This window comes from Geomicrobium sp. JCM 19039 (genome assembly GCF_000698145.1).
Taxonomy (GTDB): Bacteria; Bacillota; Bacilli; order Bacillales; family Marinococcaceae; genus Geomicrobium_A.
In genome coordinates this window covers 140,268-158,974 of the sequence record NZ_BAXB01000001.1, presented here as the reverse complement: position 1 = coordinate 158,974, position 18,707 = coordinate 140,268, and the positions used below count along the sequence as shown (strand labels likewise).

Here is an 18,707-nt window from a genome sequence, read left to right as displayed (position 1 = left end):
TTTGTATGAAAAGGAAATGGTTTGTTTTACTATTCGCAATGCTTCTCAGTATGGTACTCCTTCTCGCTGCATGTTCAGGTGAGGAAACCGATTCTGAAGGAGACGACACGTCAACAGACGATACTGAATCTGAGGCCGATGATGCCGCAGATGATGTTGGCGACAATGTGCTCGTCATGAATAACGGGCAAGAGCCAACGTCTCTTGATCCACCGATTGGTAACGATGAGTATTCTTATACGATCCTCAACAACACAGGTGAAGGCTTAACCCGCCTAGCACAAGACGAAGCTGTTCCTGAACCTGCGATGGCAGAAGATTGGGATGTATCAGATGATGGATTAACGTATACATTCTATATTCGTGACGGGGTTGAGTGGTCAAACGGTGAGCCTGTAACTGCCCACGACTTTGAATATTCGTTTAAGCGTTTAGCAGATCCTGACACAGCGTCTGGGGCTGCCCAACATTCTTACTGGATTGCCGGTGCTGAAGCATTTAACGCCGGAGAAGGTGACGAAGAAGACGTTCAAGTAACAGCGATTGACGATCAGACGTTGGAAGTGGTAATGGAAAACCCTACTGACTTCTTCCCTTCAATCACTGCAATGCCACAGCTTTTCCCTGTACATCAAGAGACGGTTGAAAATGATGCAAACTGGGCAGGAAGCATCGATACGATCGTAACGAACGGTCCTTTCAACATGGTAGAGTGGGACCACGACGTTCGCATTGTACTTGAAAAAAATGAAAACTATTGGGATGCAGACAGTGTAAACCTTGACGGTGTGCAGTTTGAAATGGTCGATGATTCTTCGACTGCCTATCAACTATACGAGGATGGCACGTTAGATATTGTCGACATTCCAGCAGACATGATGGAGACGCTTGTTGATAGCGAGGATTCATTCGTAGCCCCTCGTGCTGGAATTGAGTTCCAACGATTTGATGTGAATGAAGAACCGTTCCATAACAAGAAAATTCGCCAAGCATTTAACTATGCGATTGATAGTCAAGTGATTGTTGATCAGATTATCCAGGGGAATGAAAACGTTGCTCACGGGTTCGTGGCGTACGGCTTCTTAACGCCTGATGGCAATGACTACCGTGATTACGTTGAAGATTTCTATGCGTATGACCCAGAACGCGCGGTACAACTGTTGGAAGAAGGAATGGCAGAAGAAGGCTATGACGAGTTGCCAACGGTTACGCTTTCTTACAACACATCTGATCAACACAGCATCGTATCCCAAGCAATGCAGGAGATGTTGTTAACCAACTTAGACATTGATATTGAGCTAGAGAATAGTGAGTGGTCTGTATTCCTAGAAGCTCAACAAAATGTGGACTTACAATACTCTCGCTCTTCGTTCCTCGGTGGCTATAATGATCCAATTAACTTCTTAGACGTATTCACAACGAACAACCCGATGAACCGTACAGACTTTTCAAACGATGAGTACGATGCACTGATCAGTGAAAGTTACACTGAAGAAGACCCAGATGCTCGCTTTGAGTTGCTTTATGAAGCGGAAGCGATTCTTATGGAAGAAGCTCCAATTGTACCTCTGTACTTCTATAACCATACGTTCTTGTATAAACCTGAAGTGAACGATGTTGTTCGTCATGCTGTAGGCTTCGTAGAACTGAAATGGGCGAGCTTAGACTAATCCTTCATAGGGTGTCCGCATGCGGGCACCCATGCTTTATCCTTCCGTCGGTTTTGTAGATACAAAGAGACTAGGTTAGCAGGTGAAAACATGACAGCGGAAAAACTACTGGAAGTCAAACATTTAAAAAAGCATTTTCACGTCGGTAAAAATCAAGTTCTAAAAGCCGTGGATGACATTTCCTTTGACATTTATAAAGGAGAGACATTTGGTCTTGTCGGTGAATCTGGTTGTGGTAAGTCAACGACCGGAAGAACAATCATTAACTTGTACAACAGCAGTGAGGGTCATGTGCAATTTAACGGTCAAGAAGTGGCTCATATTCGTGGCCGGAAACGAAAAGAATTCAATCAGAAGGTGCAAATGATCTTTCAAGATCCATACGCTTCCTTAAACCCGAGGATGAATGTTGCCATGTGTATCGGTGAAGGCATGGACATCCATAAGTTGTACCCGGGTAAAAAACGTGAGAAGAGAATTCACGAATTGCTAGAAACAGTAGGACTGCAAAAGGAACATGCGAGCCGTTATCCACACGAATTTAGTGGCGGGCAACGACAACGGATTGGCATCGCACGTTCTCTTGCTGTAAATCCTGAATTCATCATCGCTGATGAGCCAATCTCAGCGTTGGATGTTTCCGTCCAAGCACAAGTCGTTAACCTTATGAAAAACTTACAAAAAGAGCATAACCTGACGTATTTGTTTATTGCGCATGATCTAGCAATGGTTAAACATATTAGTGACCGAATTGGTGTGATGTATCTTGGTAACCTTGTGGAAATGACGACGAGTGAAGATTTATATCGAGAGCCATTACACCCGTATACGAATATCTTACTATCAGCCATTCCAGTACCTGACCCTTCTATTGAACAGACACGAGATCGAATTATCGTAAAAGGCGAGGTGCCAAGCCCTGTCAACCCACCAAGTGGTTGCGTATTCCGCACCCGCTGCCCAGAGGCTATGGACATCTGTTCACAAATGAAACCGGTGTGGCAAGAAGCAAAACCTGGACATTTTGTCGCTTGTCATCTGTATGAGGAGACATCACATGCTCGCTAACTACTGGCACGAAGAAACAACGATCCATGACATTCATGAAGCTTTTCGCGTGGGTACGCTAACAGCTCAGAAGTTAACGATGTACTATATGGAGAGAATTGCACTGTTTGACCAAGATGGACCGTGCATTAACGCTGTGCTTGATATTGCACCAGACGCCATCACCATTGCAAAAACGTTGGATCAAAAGTTCAAACAATCCGGTCTTACAGGTCCATTACACGGCATTCCTATACTCGTTAAAGACAATATCCAAACCGGGGATACGTTGTCTACAAGTGCAGGGACAACTGCACTCAAAGATTGGAAAGCCGCTAATGATGCGTTTCTCGTTAAAAAGCTTCGCAATGCCGGTGCAATCATCCTCGGCAAAGCGAACATGACTGAGCTCGCACACCGCATCGGTAAAGAAGGAATGCCAAACAGCTTTAGTAGCCGAGCAGGGCTTGTTCTTGCCCCATACGCACCAGAGACCTTTGATGTTGGCGGAAGTTCTTCTGGTTCTGCCGCTGCAATCACCAGCAATTTCGCCGCTGTGAGCATTGGCACAGAAACGTCTGGTTCACTACTCAACCCAGCAGCTAGAAATGCTTTAGTCACCATTAAGCCTACGTTTGGTCTCGTCAGTCGCTCCGGCATCATCCCGCTGTCTTATTCACAAGATGTTGCGGGTCCACTAACGCGGACCGTTGCCGATGCAGCGATTGTTCTCGACACGATCGCCGGTGTGGACGTGGATGATCCGACGACGCACGGCGTTCCAGGTTCACCGACAAAATATAGTGAGCACTTGGACGAAGATGGATTGAAAGATAAGCGAATCGGGATCTACCGAGGAGCCATACCTGAAGATATGACCCCTCATGTGAACGATGCCCTTTATGAATCCATCGTTCAAACGGTCAAATCGCGAGGGGCAGAAATCGTTGAGAACATTGATATTCCCGATATTCATAAACAGATTCCGTCATTACTTCGTTATGAAATTAAACATGCACTCACTACATTTTTTCAAACAGCTACTCCACAAACAAACTTTCAAAACTTCGATGAACTGCTCGCTTATTATTTTGAACATGCTTCTGAGCAACCGTATGGGTTTGACAGCTTACTATCCGGAACGGATCGAAAAGAAGCGCTCGCAAACCGGGAATGGCTCTTACAAAAAATCAAGAACGAAGGGTTGCATGATGAGGAGAGCATCGAAAACACGCTCACACACTACAACCTGGATGCGATTTTGTTCCCTAGTGCCACTGGATTTGCAGTGGGCGCTCGTGCTGGTCTCCCGTCCATAGCGATTCCGGCTGGTTTCATGCCAAATGGTCAACCTTTTGGCGTAACCTTTACAGGACGAGCATTTCATGAGCGCACCTTGATTGAAATTGGATCTAGCCTGGAACAGGCCACCCGACTACGTAAGCCACCTGTATTTTCATAACGCATGTATCTCTAGACCTTTCTATTGGTCTAGAGTTTTTCGTTCGTTAATTCAAAGAAAATTATACAAACTTATGGCATAATAGAGATATATGCTTTTATACCTACACGTGAGGAGCAATGTGATGAAAAGAAGCGTAACAGCCGCCTTGGCGATGAGTGCTCTAGCGCTCGTGCCACAAATGACAATTGCCGCAGAATCCCCGACGTTTTTAGATGTGAATGAGAACCACACTCATTATGGAGCCATTGAGAGAGTTGCAGAGTACGGATTTATTAACGGGTACTCCGACGGTACATACCAACCTCAAGCGTCCATAAGCCGAGGCCACGTTGCCGTCATTATTGCAAGAGCATTGCAACTTGATCTACCAGATCAAAGCGCACTACCAAAGAACCTTTTTGCAGACGTTACAAGCGAACACCCGCACGCTGCAGCGATTTACGCCGTTCAAGAAGCAGGCATTATGAATGGCCGTGAAGGAAACACGATATTCGCACCTCTTCAAGACATATCTCGGGAACAAATGGCTTCGGTTCTCGTGCGAGCTTTTGAACTAGAACTCATAGTTGAAGGTGGGAATCAGGAACCGATTACCGATATTGACCGAGCAAGCGAAGCCCACCAAGCCAATATCGGTATCCTCTCCCAACACGAGATTACTCGAACGAGTGATGGGAACTTTCGACCACGAGAAAATGTGAGCCGTGGACAATTTGCTAGCTTTATTGATCGTTCATTGAGCGTTCAATACACAGAAGCTCTCGGCATTACGAGAGTTCAGCAAATCGACCGAAACACATTTGATGTCCACTATACCGAAACGATTGAGAACTTATCTCCGGATAACTTCTCCTTCACGAACGATCTCGACATATTGGATGCGACACCGATGGATGACGTTGCAGTCATTCGCTTAGTGACGACAGACGATACGTTTGGCATTGAATACACACTCTATTATCAAGAAGGTAGATTGAGTTTTTCATTTATTGGTAATGGCAGTAGTGACGTCGAAGGCATGATGCCGGTCGGTACATTGATCAGCGATGTGAAAAAGGTAAAAGGCACTCCACGAGTGGAAGATTGGTTTATGGGAGGAGCTTATATCTTCTATGACCAAAATGGCTATTTCTATGACGAACTCGCAAACAATCCTACGGTCAATGGTTATTGGATCGGTAACCCAACGACCGATATTTTCGGAGCACACATTGGCATGACTCCTACTGAATTGAATCAACATTTCGGCACAGTTTCAGAAGGTGTGAGGCTAGATAGTGAAGGCGGGATGTACGCCTATGACTATGCAACAGAGGACTATACCATTATGTTTTTCGCAGATGAGCGCGGCGGGAAAACAACAGATGCCATTATTCAAAGTAAGGAACACCGCTAAAGCTAGGTTGTTTCTCTAACCTATGCTTACACGAATAAAATCTTCCCAGAGCACTGTCTATGGGAAGATTTTTGTTGTTTTACTCAGTTAGTCGGAGAGAATCACACCATAGAAACTAAAAATCTTACTATAGAAAGTTCTATGGTAAGATGTTACCTGAAAAATGGCTCAATTTTGATAAAATCAGCTTATAGAAGTTCGAACGCCAATGACAGACACGGTCACCAAAAACGAGCGTCGACCGTATGGTCAGCGCTCGTCTTTTGGTTGTTCCTCGGTAGTTTCTTCTTCGTGATCTTCTGAGCTAGCTAGATCGACATTCTCACTTTCGATTGACGATTGTTTCTCTTCTTGCTCAGCATGAAGTAGATCGCGAATTTCTTTAAGATACAGTTCAGACGCCGTTGGTTCTTCTGGTGCTGGCTCTTCTTCATTTTCACGCTTTTTCATAAGTTTAGTCGCCACTTTTACAAAAATAAAGATGGCCATAGCGATAATGAAGAAGTCTACAATCGCTTGAATGAACAGGCCGTACTCCACTTGTGCTTCTCCAACACCGATGACGAGTGTCGAAAAGTCCACACCACCAAGAATGACTCCGACGAGTGGCATAATGATATTGTCCACAAGTGCGCTAACAATTTGTTGAAATGCGGTGCCGATAACGACAGCGACCGCCAAGTCAATCACATTTCCTTGAGCGATAAAAGCTTTAAATTCTTTCCACATACACGTCTATTTCCTCCACAGCATTTGATTCAGTGTTTATTCTACTCTTTTTTATCAATCACTGCCATTGTACAGCGGGATGTGCAAATGAGTTTATCTTGTTCATCGGTAATTTTGATTTCCCAAATCATTGTTGTTCGCCCTTTATGTACAGGAATTGCCGTCGCGTACACTTCCCCTTCCTGCTTACTGCGAACATGATTTGCATTAATCTCTAATCCGACGGGTATCTTTTTTGACAAGTCGATGTTGATTGCGGTCCCAACCGAAGCAGCTGTTTCGGCCAAAACGACTGACACCCCGCCGTGGAGAATTCCAGCAGGCTGATGCGTTGCTTTTGTAATCGGCATCTTTAAGACGAGCCGGTCAGGATCGGTTTCAATAAACTCGATATTCAAATGGTCAATAATCGTGCCCGAGAGACGTCCGTCGATATTTTCAAAATAGTCTTGTCCCACTTTCATTACCACCTTGTTATCATTTGTACTGCTCCGTAACGTAGTTCAGGATTCCTGTGCGCTCTAGTTTCTCAACCGGGTAGAGAAACGTTACCGTGACGACCCCTGGGTGTCGGCCAATTTCAATGGATCCGTTCACTGTCGCGCGGTTCATCACTTCCGGGACTGTAATGCCTAAAAACTCGGCAGCACGAGCTAAACCGTTTTCTGTAGCCACATTCAGATCTTCGCCTGTACCGATAAATGAAATGGGCAGACTCTCTTCGAGCTGTTGAGGAATGTTCCACTCCAACGCTAACGCTTCGGCACGCGTACGCTCGGCTTCAGTGATCGGTTTGGCCAAAAAAGGCAAATCTTCTTCGACTGGGAGAAGGATGGGGCCAGATGTGTGTACCCCTTTTATAACTTCCACTTGTAATGTAACGATGCCTGAAACATCGGTCGTATGCCCAGCAATCTCTCCATCCCCTTGCATCGCATGCATGTCACCAAGATACACGCCACCACCTGGAACTTTAACAGGACATATAATTGTGGCACCTGCGCGTAACCGGTTTACGTCGAGATGTCCATCTGTACGTTCTTCGAGTTGTTCCTTCGTCACACTGTATTCGTGGGGAGCGTCTACGAGAAAACTGCCAAAATCCCCTGCATTATGTGAATCTGGTAACACTCTAGACGGAGTAGTCCCTAACTGCCCAAGAAATGGTCGTAATCTAGCAATCATTCCGACAATATCATGAGGAGCAAAAGTGACGACGGGGTTTTGAACGGAATTCTCAGGTTTAGCCATATAGTGCTCACCTTCTCGTGCAATTCTCTCCGCCACTTCCTTATTAACAGTAATTCCGATATCTTTTGTATCATTGAACGTCATCGTATATCCATTCGTAAAGGTGAACGGGGTGACATCTTCACCGCATTCTACGCAACGAATCGCCCCATTGCCAATGCCATCAATCTTCGTCTCTGGGTGGTCGGTTCCACAGCCAGGACATTTCGCAGCCACAAAAGGATCACCTAAAAATCGCCCCTCAACTGTCTGATCATTCCCCGAAGAGGTGGCAATTGATGTCGGGTGAATTGAGACAATTCGAATGGCGATGGCGTCACCTACGTCCGCTCCTTCTACGTACACCGGCTCGGTCACTTCGTGCCCACCACGTAAGCTCGGTGTAATCATCGGACCCCAACACCCAGGAGCTGTGTTCGCAACGATATATCCGCCACTTTTTACTGGACCGAGCATCTCACTCGACGGATCCAAAAGACCATTTGTGAATGTGTTGACATAAACGGTTTGATGCGCATTCGTATCCTTCATGAATGAACCCTCCTGTTTTATGTTACGTATTCTATCGTATTGGTCACATCTTCGACATGGAGCACTTGCCCTGTCTCATCAATCGTCTCGACCGTTCCTTCAATGTCTTCGGAAAGGGCTGGAGTTGCCGTCTCGTAGTATCCGAATACGGCCGTACCTTGCTTTTCTTTTGTATCGGAATCGGTGTAACTGATATGAGCAACTGAACTAAGCGCAAGTAATGAAGTAATCATTCCTGTTGTCATTTTCTTCATGGTCAATCATCCCCTTCTAAAGGTTATACGTTCACTGTACAAGAACGATCTGAAGTTCGTCTGTAGTTGAGGTGAAAAACCATGAAGATTATGTGAAAATAAACCACTGGAGTGATTCTTACTAAACTATTCGACAAAACTCGTGATTTCCCTTGCACGATTGTGATTAAAAACGATCCACACAGGGAAATGCTGAAACAATGAGGGAAAGGGTGAAAAGAGGCATGTCTTGGCCTGCAATTGTTTTTTTAAGCATCTTACTTTTGAATATTATTTTTGGCCTTATTATTATTTTTCGAGAACAAAAAAGTGCCCAGGCTACATGGGCATGGTTAATGGTTCTATTTTTTATCCCTGTCGTTGGTTTAATCCTTTACTTTATCTTTGGACGTGAATTGAGAAATAGTTCTTGGAATGAGAACGCGTTGTTCAAAACAAACAGCTTACTGTTGCATCAAAGAGAAGCATTTCAAGAGGAAACATTATACCGTAAATCACCGAGCATGGACGGCCTGGAAAGCCTTATCTATATGCACCTTACGCATAGTCATGCACCGCTGACATACGCGCAGTCCGTCGATCTTTTGACTGACGGTGACCAAAAGTTCGCTTCCCTATTCCAGGACATTAAAGACGCGACAAACTACATTCATTTGCAATATTTCTCCATTAATACAGATGAGCTTGGCGATACGCTCATTTCACTGCTCACTGACAAAGCAAAACAAGGCGTACAAGTGATGTTGTTGTACGATGGACTCGGTTCATACAAGATTACGAAGCGCTATTTGCGTGATATTTAGAAGCAGGCGGTAGGGCACGCGCGTTTTTCCCGCCGCGTTCCATGTTCACGTACGGCAGTTTAAATCATCGAAATCACCGAAAGCTCGGAATTATCGACGGAAAAGTGGGATACCTCGGCGGGTTTAATATCGGGGATAAATACAATACGGAGGATAGCGCGCTCGGCTATTGGCGAGATTCTCATTTGCGCATGACCGGAAGCGCCGTTCACCATCTGCACGATCAATTTATTTCGGATTGGAATAAAGGAAAGAAGTACCGGTCAAAAGCTTTTGAAGATTATGCTGTTCCGGTCTCCTCATCCTTAAAGGGCGGTGTACCGATGCAAATTGTTGCAAGCGGGCCTGGCTTTGAGACCGATCAAGTAAAAAATGGCTTCATCCAAATGATCCAGAATGCGAAGAAATACATTTACATTCAGACGCCCTATTTCATTCCCGATATTGGTTTACTTGATAATTTACGTGTCGCGATTTTAAGTGGGATTGACGTTCGCATCATGATTCCTAACAAGCCCGATCATCCGTTCATTTATTGGGCAACGTACTTTCATATCGGTGAATTACTTCGTATCGGTGCGACGATTTATATTTATGATCGCGGCTTCCTGCATGCAAAAACGATGGTCGTCGATGACCGAATTAGTACGATTGGAACGACGAACATGGACGTACGCAGTGTGAGCCTGAATTTCGAGGTGAACACATTTATGTATGACGAAGACATGGCCGTAAAAATGAAGTCAACGTTTCAAGATGACATCATCGACTGCCATGAATTAACTTTGGAAGAATATGAACAACGCTCCAATTGGGTTCGAATTAAAGAGAACATTGCCAGGCTGCTGTCACCGTTATTATAAACGAGCAGCAGCCTGACGGTTATCTGCGCACACCACCGAGTGAAATGCCAGCGATAAGATGTTTTTGCAAGAAGATAAACATGATAAGCATCGGAATGGTAGATAGGAAAGCCGCTGCCATCAGAAGTGGAAAGTCTGTACTATACTGGCCTTGGAAAGAAGCAATTCCGACCGACAACACCCGCATGCTTTCTGAGTTGGTCATGACGAGCGGCCAAAGGAAGTCATTCCAGGAGTTTAAGATTGTAAAAATCGCGAGCGCCACAAGTGCCGGTTTGGCATTTGGTAAGATGATTCGCCAATAGATTCCCCAATGGGAACAGCCGTCGATAAGGGCGGCCTCATCCAACTCTTTTGGAATACCCATAAAGAATTGCCGAAGTAAAAACACTCCAAATGCACTAAACATGCCCGGTACAATCAACGCGTAAAACGTATCGACCCAACCAAATTCAGTGAGAAGTGCATAATTAGGAATCAAAATCACTTGCATCGGGACCATTAAGACAGACAAAATGAGAATGAAAATCGTATTCTTAAATGGAAACACAAGACGGGCAAACGCATAAGCCGCCATTGAACAGAGGAGCAGTTGTGCGAGTGTCCGCCCAGCTGTCATTAAGAACGTGTTTATATAATAGAGAAAGAAATCCGCACTTTCAAAAACGGCTAGATAATTTGAAAACTGCGGATCACTCGGCATAATTGTTGGAGGTATTTGAACCGATTCCACATAGGTTTTTAAGGAAGTAGAGATCATCCAAAAGAAAGGAACAACCATGACAACCGCACCAACAATCAAAACCAAATGAATCCAGATTTTACTTTTCATGGTTCGTACCCCCTTGTTTACGCATCATAATGCACCCACTTCTTCTGTCCCCAGAACTGAATAATTGTGAAGAGGAGAATCATTAGGAATAAAATGAACGCTTGAGCGGATGCATACCCCATTTGACTTAACATAAATCCAGATTCATACACGCCGTACACAATCGTCCGAATCGGATTGACGATCGCAGGTGTGTCACCGATCATTACGAAAATAAGGTCAAACACTTGTAGTGACGTAATCATTGAAGTAACCGTCACAAAAAAGAGTGTAGGTGTAATTAACGGAAGAGTGATCTTAAAAAACTGATCCATTTTTGAAGCCCCGTCAATTTTGCTCGCCTCGTAATAAGTTGTGGATACCCCTTGTAAACCGGCGAGAATTAAAATGACACTGTTACCGACCGTCATCCATACGTAGACGGCAATCACCGAAAGAAGGGCAATGTTTGGATTAAAGAGCCACTCTGGTTCAGGTAAACCGATGATTCCGAGTACATAGTTAATCAGACCAAACTCGGTGTTATAAAGCCACAACCAGACCATTCCTACCGCTACAGGCATCGTCACGACGGGCAAGAAATACAATGTTCGATAAATGATCATGCCTTTAATTCGTTGATTGAGCAAAACCGCAATCATCGTAGCCAACGATACGGTGACAGGTACAGCTACCCCTGTAAAAACGATGGTGTTTACGAGTGAGCGCATGAAGATATCACTGTTAAAAAGAGCGATGATATTATCCAGTCCTGCAAAAGATGGGGCAGTAAGCCCGTCCCAAAACGTAAAGGCGAGTCCAAATGAAGCCAGGGCAGGCATCATGTAGAAAGTGAACAACCCAAGGAATACTGGGCCGACGAACAACACTGCCCATAACCTATGGTCATGCAATTTCTTTTTCTTCGTGTGCCGTGTACCTGTCCGGTGCTCCGTTGCCACGTTCGCCATCTACTCATCCCCCTCTTCCTCGACATCAATGCCTTCTTGAAGTATTTGATCCATTTCGTTGGCAACCGTTTCTAACGCTTCTTCAATCGTCTTCTGGCCTAAGAAAGCGCCTTGAATCTCGGTTTGTTCGACACGTTGCCACTCGGCTGTATTGTTTGACACCGGGTAAGGAGCACCGGTTTCTTGCGCCTCAAGAAACACTTCTAAATTGATTGATGGGGTAGACTCCAGCCAGCGTTCTCCTTGTGAAATCATCGCCGGTGTGGAAAAACCACTGTCGGCAATTTCTGCATTTCCAGTTTCGCTCGTCAGCTCACGCAATAAGTCCCAGGCAACACTAGGATCAACGACATCTTCGTTCATCGCCCATCCAATGCCATGGATGATGGAGCATCTTCTTTATGACTGGGCAAAGGAGCCACTTCTACTTTATCGCCAAGCGCCTCAACGACCTCACCGAGCATCGGGGACAACTCTGGATACATCGCTACCATCTCAGATTGAAAAAGCTGTGTCATTGCCGATTCAATTTGCATGCGTACGCCAGGTGAAATCCCTTCTTCAATGAGATGCTCTGAGAATTGCAACGCTTCTAAGGCAGCCTCTGTCCCAAAGCCTGAATACAGTCCATCATCGCTCACAATTTGGCCACCTGCCTGATGAATGAGGTTGTAATAGCCTCTTTGATTACTCGTAATGGTTGCCCCATAGCCGTAAACTCCTGCTTCTTCATCGGTTAATGCTGCCCCGGCTTCTTCTAAGTCTTCCCACGTCCAAGTTTCATCTGGATAGTCGACACCCGCTTCATCAAACAGTTCCTTGTTATAAACGAGCGCAATCGCATCGACAAAATAAGGTGCGGCATACAAAGAATCTTCATAGCTGTACAATTCAACTGCATTCTCGTAGTAATCTTCTTTATCGTATTCAGCGTCCGCTTCAACGAATGGATCGAGATCTTTAATTAACCCAGAATCTGCATAGCGATGAAAGTTGACGGCATTCATCCAAAAGAGATCTGGACCACTGCCCGCACCCATGCTTGTACTTAGATTCGTCCAATATTGTGCGAATGGGGTATATGTAACTTGCACATCAATGTCTGGGTGAATCTCATTAAAGGAAGCGATGGCGGCTGTTACCGCATCATCGGCATCCTCATCCCACAGGGCAATCTGCAACGTATCCTGCGTGCGTTCTTCACCTGAACAAGAAACGAGCAACACGCTAGCTACACACGCCAATCCGATTTTCTTACGCATATCCACCCTCCTTATAATTGACTAGATGAGTATCATTTTGCCGGTCTGAAAGGATTGATTCGCTGCAAGTGTGACGGCAAGTGTGTCTACACCTTCTTGATACGAAGCTTTGACGAGTGTCTGATCTCCTTGCCGCACGGCTTCGATGAACGCTTGATCTTGGGCTTTATAGAAATCTTCATCTGATGATATCGTCTTCGTATCATCTGCGGTGACATAGGTTAACGTACGACCGCTCACTTCAATGCGAAATCCCCTCCCGAGAAGCTCAATGCCCATGCGATGATCCGGCTGCGTAAATGTACTCGTTAGATTGGCGATGGCTCCTGAGTGAAGGCGCATGTTTACTGAACTCACATCAGGAATATCCAAGCTTCAATTTCTTTGGAAACCGTTAGTGCCATGTCAGCACTGACGGTTTTAACGTCTCCTGCGAGATAGCGAACAAGGTCCACAATGTGGTGGACTGTTCAACTAATTGTCCCCCGGACTTTTCTTGATGCCGATACCAAGGTGTGTTAACAAACGAACTCAAGTATTGACCTCTAACCATCGCCACCGTTTGATCACCGAGCAGTTCTTTCGCCTTCGCTATGAGATCCCAATACCTTAGACAATATCCCGAGGCGTTAATAATACCTGAACATTCAATCATTTCGGCTTTTTCTTTTGCCCGGGACAATTCGAGCTCTACCGGCTTTTCTACCATCAAATGAATGTTACGAGCGACAACTTTTTCTTCCAAGTCACTGTGCGCAAACGGTGGTACACAAAGAAAAATTGCGTCCAAGTTCTCTTTATCCATCATCTGTTCAGCATCTGCATACGCTCGTGCTTTATATTCAGAAGCTGCTCTTTTTGCAGCTTCTGAATGAATATCGGTAACCGCCACAATCGAAGTATGTTCAATTTCGGCAATGTTTTTCATGTGCACGCGTGCAACACCACCTGCACCGATAAAACCAATTCGAAGTGTGTTCATACGATCCTCCTTAAATCAGTGACTAAAGATGACGTCCATATGATGGGCCGTGTCTATCGCCAACGCTTTGGCTGAAGTGTCATACGGGCTCAGTTCTGCCACGATCGTGCTGTCATAACCAATTTCTCTAAGAGCATTCGCCACCTTTTCCCAATCGACATCTCCAGATAGAAGGTTAGTGAACCCTGTAATGTTTCCTGTACTCGTCTTAAAATCTTTGACGTGCACTTTCAAAATGCGCTCATTCAAAATTTCAATCCACTGTTCTGGATAACCAAACTGCAATACATTACCGACGTCAAAATATGCACCGACAAATGGGGATTCACAACCGTCAATAAACGCTGCCATTTCCATCGGAGACAGTAAGAAGCGATTCCATACATTTTCTACACCGATGGAAATATTCGCTCGTTCAGCGTAAGGGGCCAACTCTCGTAAAGCCGTTTGGGCACGCTCGTAACAGTCACGATAGGATACATCTTTTGTAACAACGCCTGGGACGACGAGGATCGTCTCCATCTCCATCACGTCAGCCAAGGTCAACATCTTTCTCACGACCTCTTTGCCTTTTTCACGAATGTTTTCATCATTTGCTGACAGTGGAGTTTTCCATAAAAGTGCGGTCGATAAGCTCCGCAATCGAATATCAAAACGATCGGCCAACTGTTTGATGGCAGTCGCTTCTTCGGCTGTCGTTTCCGTTGTTAGTCCGACACTGCCTGGTTCTCCAACATTCAGCTCCACAACATCCATCCCGGCTTCTTTCGTCCATGAAAACACATCTTCAAGCGGTGTACCTTCTGGAAAACACCATTGATTAAGTCCCGTTTGCATGTCAGACGCCTCCTTTACGTAATGGCTACAGGTCGTTTTTGTTTGCTAGATTCATAAGCCGCCAATGCGACTTCTACCGTGCGTAGCCCATCATCCCTGTAATGGAAGGTGCGCGATTTGCACGAACAGCACCGACAAAATCCTTAACGAGGCCTGCATCCATATCATCGCCCCAGAACGTCCATTGCAGTCCATTGCTGTGATACACATCAAATTTCTGGGCAAAAGCATCGACAAATAACGTTCCATCCGTTCCTATAAATTCAATCGTGACATCGCCCCACGTCGGAAAATTACTCGGACGTGACCAACTACAATCAAGCGTCGCAAAAGACCCGTCCTCCAACGTCATCGTTAAGATGCCACTGTCGTCGATCGTACTCTTCGCAGTTTGTTCAATTTCGGCATACACGTGTGTAAATTCTTTCTCTGTAATCCAGCGGATAATATCTGCGACGTGTACGGTATGGTCCATTACAGCTCCGCCACCGGAAGACGATTTGTCCACAAACCACCCGCCTGGATTTTTCCCACGATTCGTTCCTTTAATGGCGACAATCTCGCCAATTTTGTCTTCTTGAATGACGTTTCTAGCACGTTTTATCGCTTCATTAAAACGAACAGGGAACGCGGTTTGCAATAAGACCCCTGCCTGTTTACAAGCATTAATCATCGCTTTAGCATCTTCGGCTGTCGGCGCAAGCGGCTTCTCGCAAAGTACGGCCACACCTGCCAAAGCTGCAGCTTCTACATGCTCACGATGACGGCTGTTTTCTGAAGTAATGATTACAGCATTCACGCTCGCCTTTAACAATGCATCGTAGGAAGAAAAGTAGTCTGTTTTAAAACGATTAGCCGCCGCTTGGCCACGCTCACGGTCATCATCTGCAATTCCGACAAGTTCAACATCTGGTATATTTACGAGTGCATCGGCATATGCATTCGCATGCCCATGAGCAAAACTTATAATTCCTACTCTCATGACAACTTCACTCCTTCTGCAGTAATTTCAACAACGTCACCATCGGCAATAGACGCAAGTGCAGCATGCGAAATGACGACGGCTTCATACGCATCTTCAGCGGTGACGACCGGTTCAGAGCCGGTTTCAATGCATGAAATAAAATGCCTAAGTTCTCGGTCATATGGGGAGAGTTGTAACGGGCTTTCTGGGACAGCAACTCCAGCACCACTACCTTCAGTCTGGTGAATTTCTGTCATGACGGCTTTTTGTTTTTGACTATCGTAATCAATGACACCATCGGTACCGGAGAACTCAAATGCCGTTGAAAACTGGCGATGCGCCCACGTTCCTTCCACATGAGCGATGACGCCACTTGAAAACCGCAACGTCACCAATGCATAGTCCCGTTTTTTCTCATTTACGCCTTTGGTCCAGCAATGCTCTTTGCATACACCCGCGTAACATCTCCAAAACACCAGCGTAAAAAGTCAAAGTCGTGGATAATTGTATCGAGAACAAGTCCACCGCTCCTCGAGTAGTCACTATACCAATCACTTGGTACTTGGGGAAATGCACCACCACGCCTTGTCCGAACAACATTGATCGTACCAATCGCACCTGAATCAATTATTTTCTTCGCTTCAACATACTCTTGGAAAAAGCGGACGACATGTCCAACAAATAATTGAACTTTCTTTGCTTTGCAATAATCAATTAACTCTCTCGCTAATTCTGGTGTTCTTGCGATCGGCTTCTCACAAATCACATGAATACCCGCATCAGCGGCTTGCTTGACGTATTCAGGATGCTCATCAGTTGGTAGACAAATGGAGACCACATCAATACGTTCATTCAATTGTATTAGCGCTTCTTGAAATGTTTCGTATTCATTTGTTTCATAACGTTCTGAAAACTGATGACGCTTTTCCGGATTACGGTCCACAACTCCAACAAGTTCTGCGTCTGGCATCTCATAGAACGCTTTCGTATGAACAGAACCCATCGTTCCTAACCCGATGACAAGTGTACGTTGCATGTGTTTCCCTCCTAATAATTGATTTGCTATTGAGCAAATGGAATTTGATCAGAACAGGCGACAGATAGTGCCCCAAAGAGTTCAACTTCCTCACTCAATGACGTTAGTTTAATATTCGTTTTGCTAGCTAGCGCAGGTAACTTCCTCTCTTCAACAATTTGTTGAACTTTCTTTACCAACTGATCATTCCCTTGCACGACTTTGCCGCTTAATACAATCGTATCCGGGCTTAACAAGTGAAGAACATTGATAAACGCGGTTGCCACATATTCTGCGACTTCATTGTTAATGACAACGGAAAGGGGATCGTTGTTTTGCACGGCTCGGATAAACATTTCAGGTGTAATCTTCTCATATTGATTGCCCACCCATTCATGTAGGCACGTGTCTGATCTTCTTGCCATTAACAAGGAAATAATCCGGCCTCGTATCGCCGGCCAACTCACATAGCTTTCTAAACAGCCACGGTTGTTGCATGAGCATAGCACTCCATTTTGAACGACGGTCATGTGCCCAATTTCTCCTGCCGCACCATGTTGGCCTCGATGAATGGAACCGTTGACGAGTAAACCTCCACCCACACCATCGCCAATCGTAACGTAGAGCATATTCTCTTCATGCAATGCGCCCATGTAACGCTCTGCTGTAACAAATGAATTCGTATCATTCTCGATATAGATAGGGACCGCGTAAAGCTGTTGAAGCGATTGCTTTAATGGGTACTCATAAATTTTTAGTTGTGCGTTGTACAACACCACACCACGATCAGCTTCAATTACACCTGGCAAAATGACCGAAATCGCCATACAATCATCCAAATGAACGATAAATTGATCGAGTGTTTGTAAAAAATTCTGAATATAAGCTTCTCCAGTTAACGATTCCACCCTGCCGGTCTTTCGATCCAGCACAACGCCTCCAAGCGACACTTTAGCAAATGTCATCGTATAATCTTTCAAAGAAGCACAGATCACATATCGAATATCATCATTCACTTTATAAAGCAGCGGCTTTCTTCCACCTGTCGAGTGACCGATGCCGTCTTCTTGAATGAAATTGTTTTCTAAAAGGTTTTGAACGACCGTATTTACTGTCGTTGCACTCACATCATTTTGTACACTGATGAGATTTTTTGATGCTTTTCTCTGTAAACGTATGGTATGAAACACTTGCGATGCAATTCGATTCAGCATGCGAACACGTATCCACCCCTTTCCCGATCTTTTAACACTAACTTTAAAAAGTATAGTACAGGAAGTCGGTTCAACTGTCTAGTATTTTTCTGAATAGCATAAAATTTCTGTGATAACGATGACTTAAGACCCAACTTCCAACAAATAAAATAAAAAGTACATAAAAAAGCGCCACAAGGGGGGACCTTGCAACGCTAATGATCTTACCTAGTCATACACAGCTCAAATCGTTCACAAACGAGTAACATTGTTGGGTCAAACGTTCGACCATACGTTTCTAGTAGCTCAGAAAAGTATCGAACATGTCCATCATGCCAATACGAGTAACTTAGATCGCCTTCTCCTTCTGCTCGGGCAAAATCTTCGCCAACTTCGTTAAATGGGATGATTTCAACAGATGTCTGGCGAGTAATCGCTGTAGGCTCACCCGCTCCATCAAGAATAATGTTGTAGCCACCCACTTCTGGAATCGCCTCATCGTCAATTTCATACAAAGCATGAAGTGAGCAAGTTGCTGTCTTTCTGCCTGTAAGTGCAAGTTCTAATAATTCATTGGCCATATCCGCCCCACTGCCAAAGCTCCATGCCTCTGGAGGGTGTTCAGGCGCATTCGGTTTTGCTTCTTGTACTCGTTCCAAAATT

18 protein-coding genes and 3 pseudogenes are annotated in these 18,707 nt (G+C 45.0%); 5 read left to right on the top strand and 16 right to left on the bottom strand.

Annotated elements, in window-relative coordinates; all coding sequences use genetic code 11:
* The first annotated feature begins 5 nt into the window (after positions 1-5).
* From JCM19039_RS00820 to JCM19039_RS00805, 4 genes are all read left to right on the top strand, one after another.
* Complete coding sequence (locus JCM19039_RS00820) at positions 6-1,670, top strand: peptide ABC transporter substrate-binding protein (protein ID WP_042422926.1); 1,665 nt, start codon at positions 6-8, stop codon at positions 1,668-1,670.
* 90 nt (positions 1,671-1,760) lie between these two features.
* Entirely contained in the window at positions 1,761-2,738 is a 978-nt protein-coding gene (locus JCM19039_RS00815; RefSeq protein WP_042422923.1) for an ABC transporter ATP-binding protein, read from the top strand.
* Positions 2,728-4,179, top strand: a complete 1,452-nt coding sequence (locus JCM19039_RS00810; RefSeq protein ID WP_042422920.1) for an amidase family protein — start codon at positions 2,728-2,730, stop codon at positions 4,177-4,179. The genes JCM19039_RS00815 and JCM19039_RS00810 overlap by 11 nt, the downstream gene beginning before the upstream one ends.
* A gap of 124 nt (positions 4,180-4,303) precedes the next feature.
* Positions 4,304-5,578 carry an S-layer homology domain-containing protein gene (locus tag JCM19039_RS00805; RefSeq protein ID WP_042422917.1) on the top strand — a complete coding sequence of 425 codons (1,275 nt, stop codon included), beginning with the start codon at positions 4,304-4,306 and terminating at the stop codon, positions 5,576-5,578.
* Between the two features lie 345 nt (positions 5,579-5,923).
* Here JCM19039_RS00805 and mscL read toward each other — a convergent pair.
* From mscL to JCM19039_RS00785, 4 genes and pseudogenes are all read right to left on the bottom strand, one after another.
* Positions 5,924-6,307: pseudogene (mscL, locus tag JCM19039_RS00800) on the bottom strand (large conductance mechanosensitive channel protein MscL); the annotation flags it as partial.
* 41 nt (positions 6,308-6,348) lie between these two features.
* Positions 6,349-6,765 (bottom strand): PaaI family thioesterase, encoded by a 417-nt coding sequence (locus JCM19039_RS00795; RefSeq protein WP_304413201.1) that lies wholly within the window; start codon positions 6,763-6,765, stop codon positions 6,349-6,351.
* Between the two features lie 19 nt (positions 6,766-6,784).
* Entirely contained in the window at positions 6,785-8,089 is a 1,305-nt protein-coding gene (locus tag JCM19039_RS00790; RefSeq protein WP_042422911.1) for an acetamidase/formamidase family protein, read from the bottom strand.
* 17 nt (positions 8,090-8,106) lie between these two features.
* Complete coding sequence (locus JCM19039_RS00785; RefSeq protein WP_042422908.1) at positions 8,107-8,343, bottom strand: hypothetical protein; 237 nt, start codon at positions 8,341-8,343, stop codon at positions 8,107-8,109.
* A gap of 224 nt (positions 8,344-8,567) precedes the next feature.
* Here JCM19039_RS00785 and cls point away from each other — a divergent pair.
* Positions 8,568-10,009 (top strand): annotated as a pseudogene (gene cls / locus JCM19039_RS00780) (cardiolipin synthase).
* Positions 10,010-10,028: 19 nt separating this feature from the next.
* Here cls and JCM19039_RS00775 read toward each other — a convergent pair.
* From JCM19039_RS00775 to JCM19039_RS00735, 12 genes and pseudogenes are all read right to left on the bottom strand, one after another.
* Positions 10,029-10,841: a carbohydrate ABC transporter permease gene (locus JCM19039_RS00775; RefSeq protein ID WP_042422905.1), complete on the bottom strand. Its 813-nt coding sequence runs from the start codon at positions 10,839-10,841 to the stop codon at positions 10,029-10,031.
* Between the two features lie 17 nt (positions 10,842-10,858).
* On the bottom strand, positions 10,859-11,791 hold the full coding sequence (locus tag JCM19039_RS00770; RefSeq protein ID WP_042422902.1) for a carbohydrate ABC transporter permease: 933 nt from the start codon (positions 11,789-11,791) through the stop codon (positions 10,859-10,861).
* Positions 11,792-12,154: a hypothetical protein gene (locus tag JCM19039_RS24890; RefSeq protein WP_238544876.1), complete on the bottom strand. Its 363-nt coding sequence runs from the start codon at positions 12,152-12,154 to the stop codon at positions 11,792-11,794.
* Entirely contained in the window at positions 12,151-13,053 is a 903-nt protein-coding gene (locus tag JCM19039_RS00765; RefSeq protein ID WP_238544875.1) for a sugar ABC transporter substrate-binding protein, read from the bottom strand. The genes JCM19039_RS24890 and JCM19039_RS00765 overlap by 4 nt, the downstream gene beginning before the upstream one ends.
* A gap of 21 nt (positions 13,054-13,074) precedes the next feature.
* The gene (locus JCM19039_RS24885) at positions 13,075-13,410 is read right to left on the bottom strand and encodes a hypothetical protein (protein WP_238544874.1); all 336 of its coding nucleotides are present in this window, start codon (positions 13,408-13,410) and stop codon (positions 13,075-13,077) included.
* A gap of 37 nt (positions 13,411-13,447) precedes the next feature.
* Positions 13,448-14,035: a Gfo/Idh/MocA family protein gene (locus JCM19039_RS24880; RefSeq protein WP_238544873.1), complete on the bottom strand. Its 588-nt coding sequence runs from the start codon at positions 14,033-14,035 to the stop codon at positions 13,448-13,450.
* Between the two features lie 15 nt (positions 14,036-14,050).
* The gene (locus JCM19039_RS00755; protein WP_042422899.1) at positions 14,051-14,872 is read right to left on the bottom strand and encodes a sugar phosphate isomerase/epimerase; all 822 of its coding nucleotides are present in this window, start codon (positions 14,870-14,872) and stop codon (positions 14,051-14,053) included.
* Between the two features lie 14 nt (positions 14,873-14,886).
* Positions 14,887-15,854, bottom strand: a pseudogene (locus tag JCM19039_RS00750) (Gfo/Idh/MocA family protein).
* Complete coding sequence (locus JCM19039_RS26980) at positions 15,851-16,228, bottom strand: Gfo/Idh/MocA family oxidoreductase (protein WP_307190125.1); 378 nt, start codon at positions 16,226-16,228, stop codon at positions 15,851-15,853. The pseudogene JCM19039_RS00750 and the gene JCM19039_RS26980 overlap by 4 nt, the downstream one beginning before the upstream one ends.
* A 26-nt stretch (positions 16,229-16,254) precedes the next feature.
* Positions 16,255-16,872, bottom strand: a complete 618-nt coding sequence (locus JCM19039_RS26975; protein WP_307190110.1) for a Gfo/Idh/MocA family protein — start codon at positions 16,870-16,872, stop codon at positions 16,255-16,257.
* Positions 16,873-16,898: 26 nt separating this feature from the next.
* A complete protein-coding gene (locus JCM19039_RS00740; protein WP_042422897.1) occupies positions 16,899-18,065 on the bottom strand; it encodes an ROK family protein in 1,167 nt (388 codons plus the stop codon).
* Between the two features lie 203 nt (positions 18,066-18,268).
* On the bottom strand, positions 18,269-18,703 hold the full coding sequence (locus JCM19039_RS00735; protein ID WP_152550037.1) for an ASCH domain-containing protein: 435 nt from the start codon (positions 18,701-18,703) through the stop codon (positions 18,269-18,271).
* Positions 18,704-18,707: the final 4 nt, after the last annotated feature.

Coding starts and splice junctions, on each gene's coding strand:
- JCM19039_RS00820 (WP_042422926.1), top strand. CDS start 6: ATGAAAAGGAAATGGTTTGTTTTACTATTCGCAATGCTTCTCAGTATG.
- JCM19039_RS00815 (WP_042422923.1), top strand. CDS start 1,761: ATGACAGCGGAAAAACTACTGGAAGTCAAACATTTAAAAAAGCATTTT.
- JCM19039_RS00810 (WP_042422920.1), top strand. CDS start 2,728: ATGCTCGCTAACTACTGGCACGAAGAAACAACGATCCATGACATTCAT.
- JCM19039_RS00805 (WP_042422917.1), top strand. CDS start 4,304: ATGAAAAGAAGCGTAACAGCCGCCTTGGCGATGAGTGCTCTAGCGCTC.
- JCM19039_RS00790 (WP_042422911.1), bottom strand. CDS start 8,089: ATGAAGGATACGAATGCGCATCAAACCGTTTATGTCAACACATTCACA.
- JCM19039_RS00785 (WP_042422908.1), bottom strand. CDS start 8,343: ATGAAGAAAATGACAACAGGAATGATTACTTCATTACTTGCGCTTAGT.
- JCM19039_RS00775 (WP_042422905.1), bottom strand. CDS start 10,841: ATGAAAAGTAAAATCTGGATTCATTTGGTTTTGATTGTTGGTGCGGTT.
- JCM19039_RS00770 (WP_042422902.1), bottom strand. CDS start 11,791: ATGGCGAACGTGGCAACGGAGCACCGGACAGGTACACGGCACACGAAG.
- JCM19039_RS24890 (WP_238544876.1), bottom strand. CDS start 12,154: ATGAACGAAGATGTCGTTGATCCTAGTGTTGCCTGGGACTTATTGCGT.
- JCM19039_RS00765 (WP_238544875.1), bottom strand. CDS start 13,053: ATGCGTAAGAAAATCGGATTGGCGTGTGTAGCTAGCGTGTTGCTCGTT.
- JCM19039_RS24880 (WP_238544873.1), bottom strand. CDS start 14,035: ATGAACACACTTCGAATTGGTTTTATCGGTGCAGGTGGTGTTGCACGC.
- JCM19039_RS00755 (WP_042422899.1), bottom strand. CDS start 14,872: ATGCAAACGGGACTTAATCAATGGTGTTTTCCAGAAGGTACACCGCTT.
- JCM19039_RS26975 (WP_307190110.1), bottom strand. CDS start 16,872: ATGCAACGTACACTTGTCATCGGGTTAGGAACGATGGGTTCTGTTCAT.
- JCM19039_RS00740 (WP_042422897.1), bottom strand. CDS start 18,065: ATGCTGAATCGAATTGCATCGCAAGTGTTTCATACCATACGTTTACAG.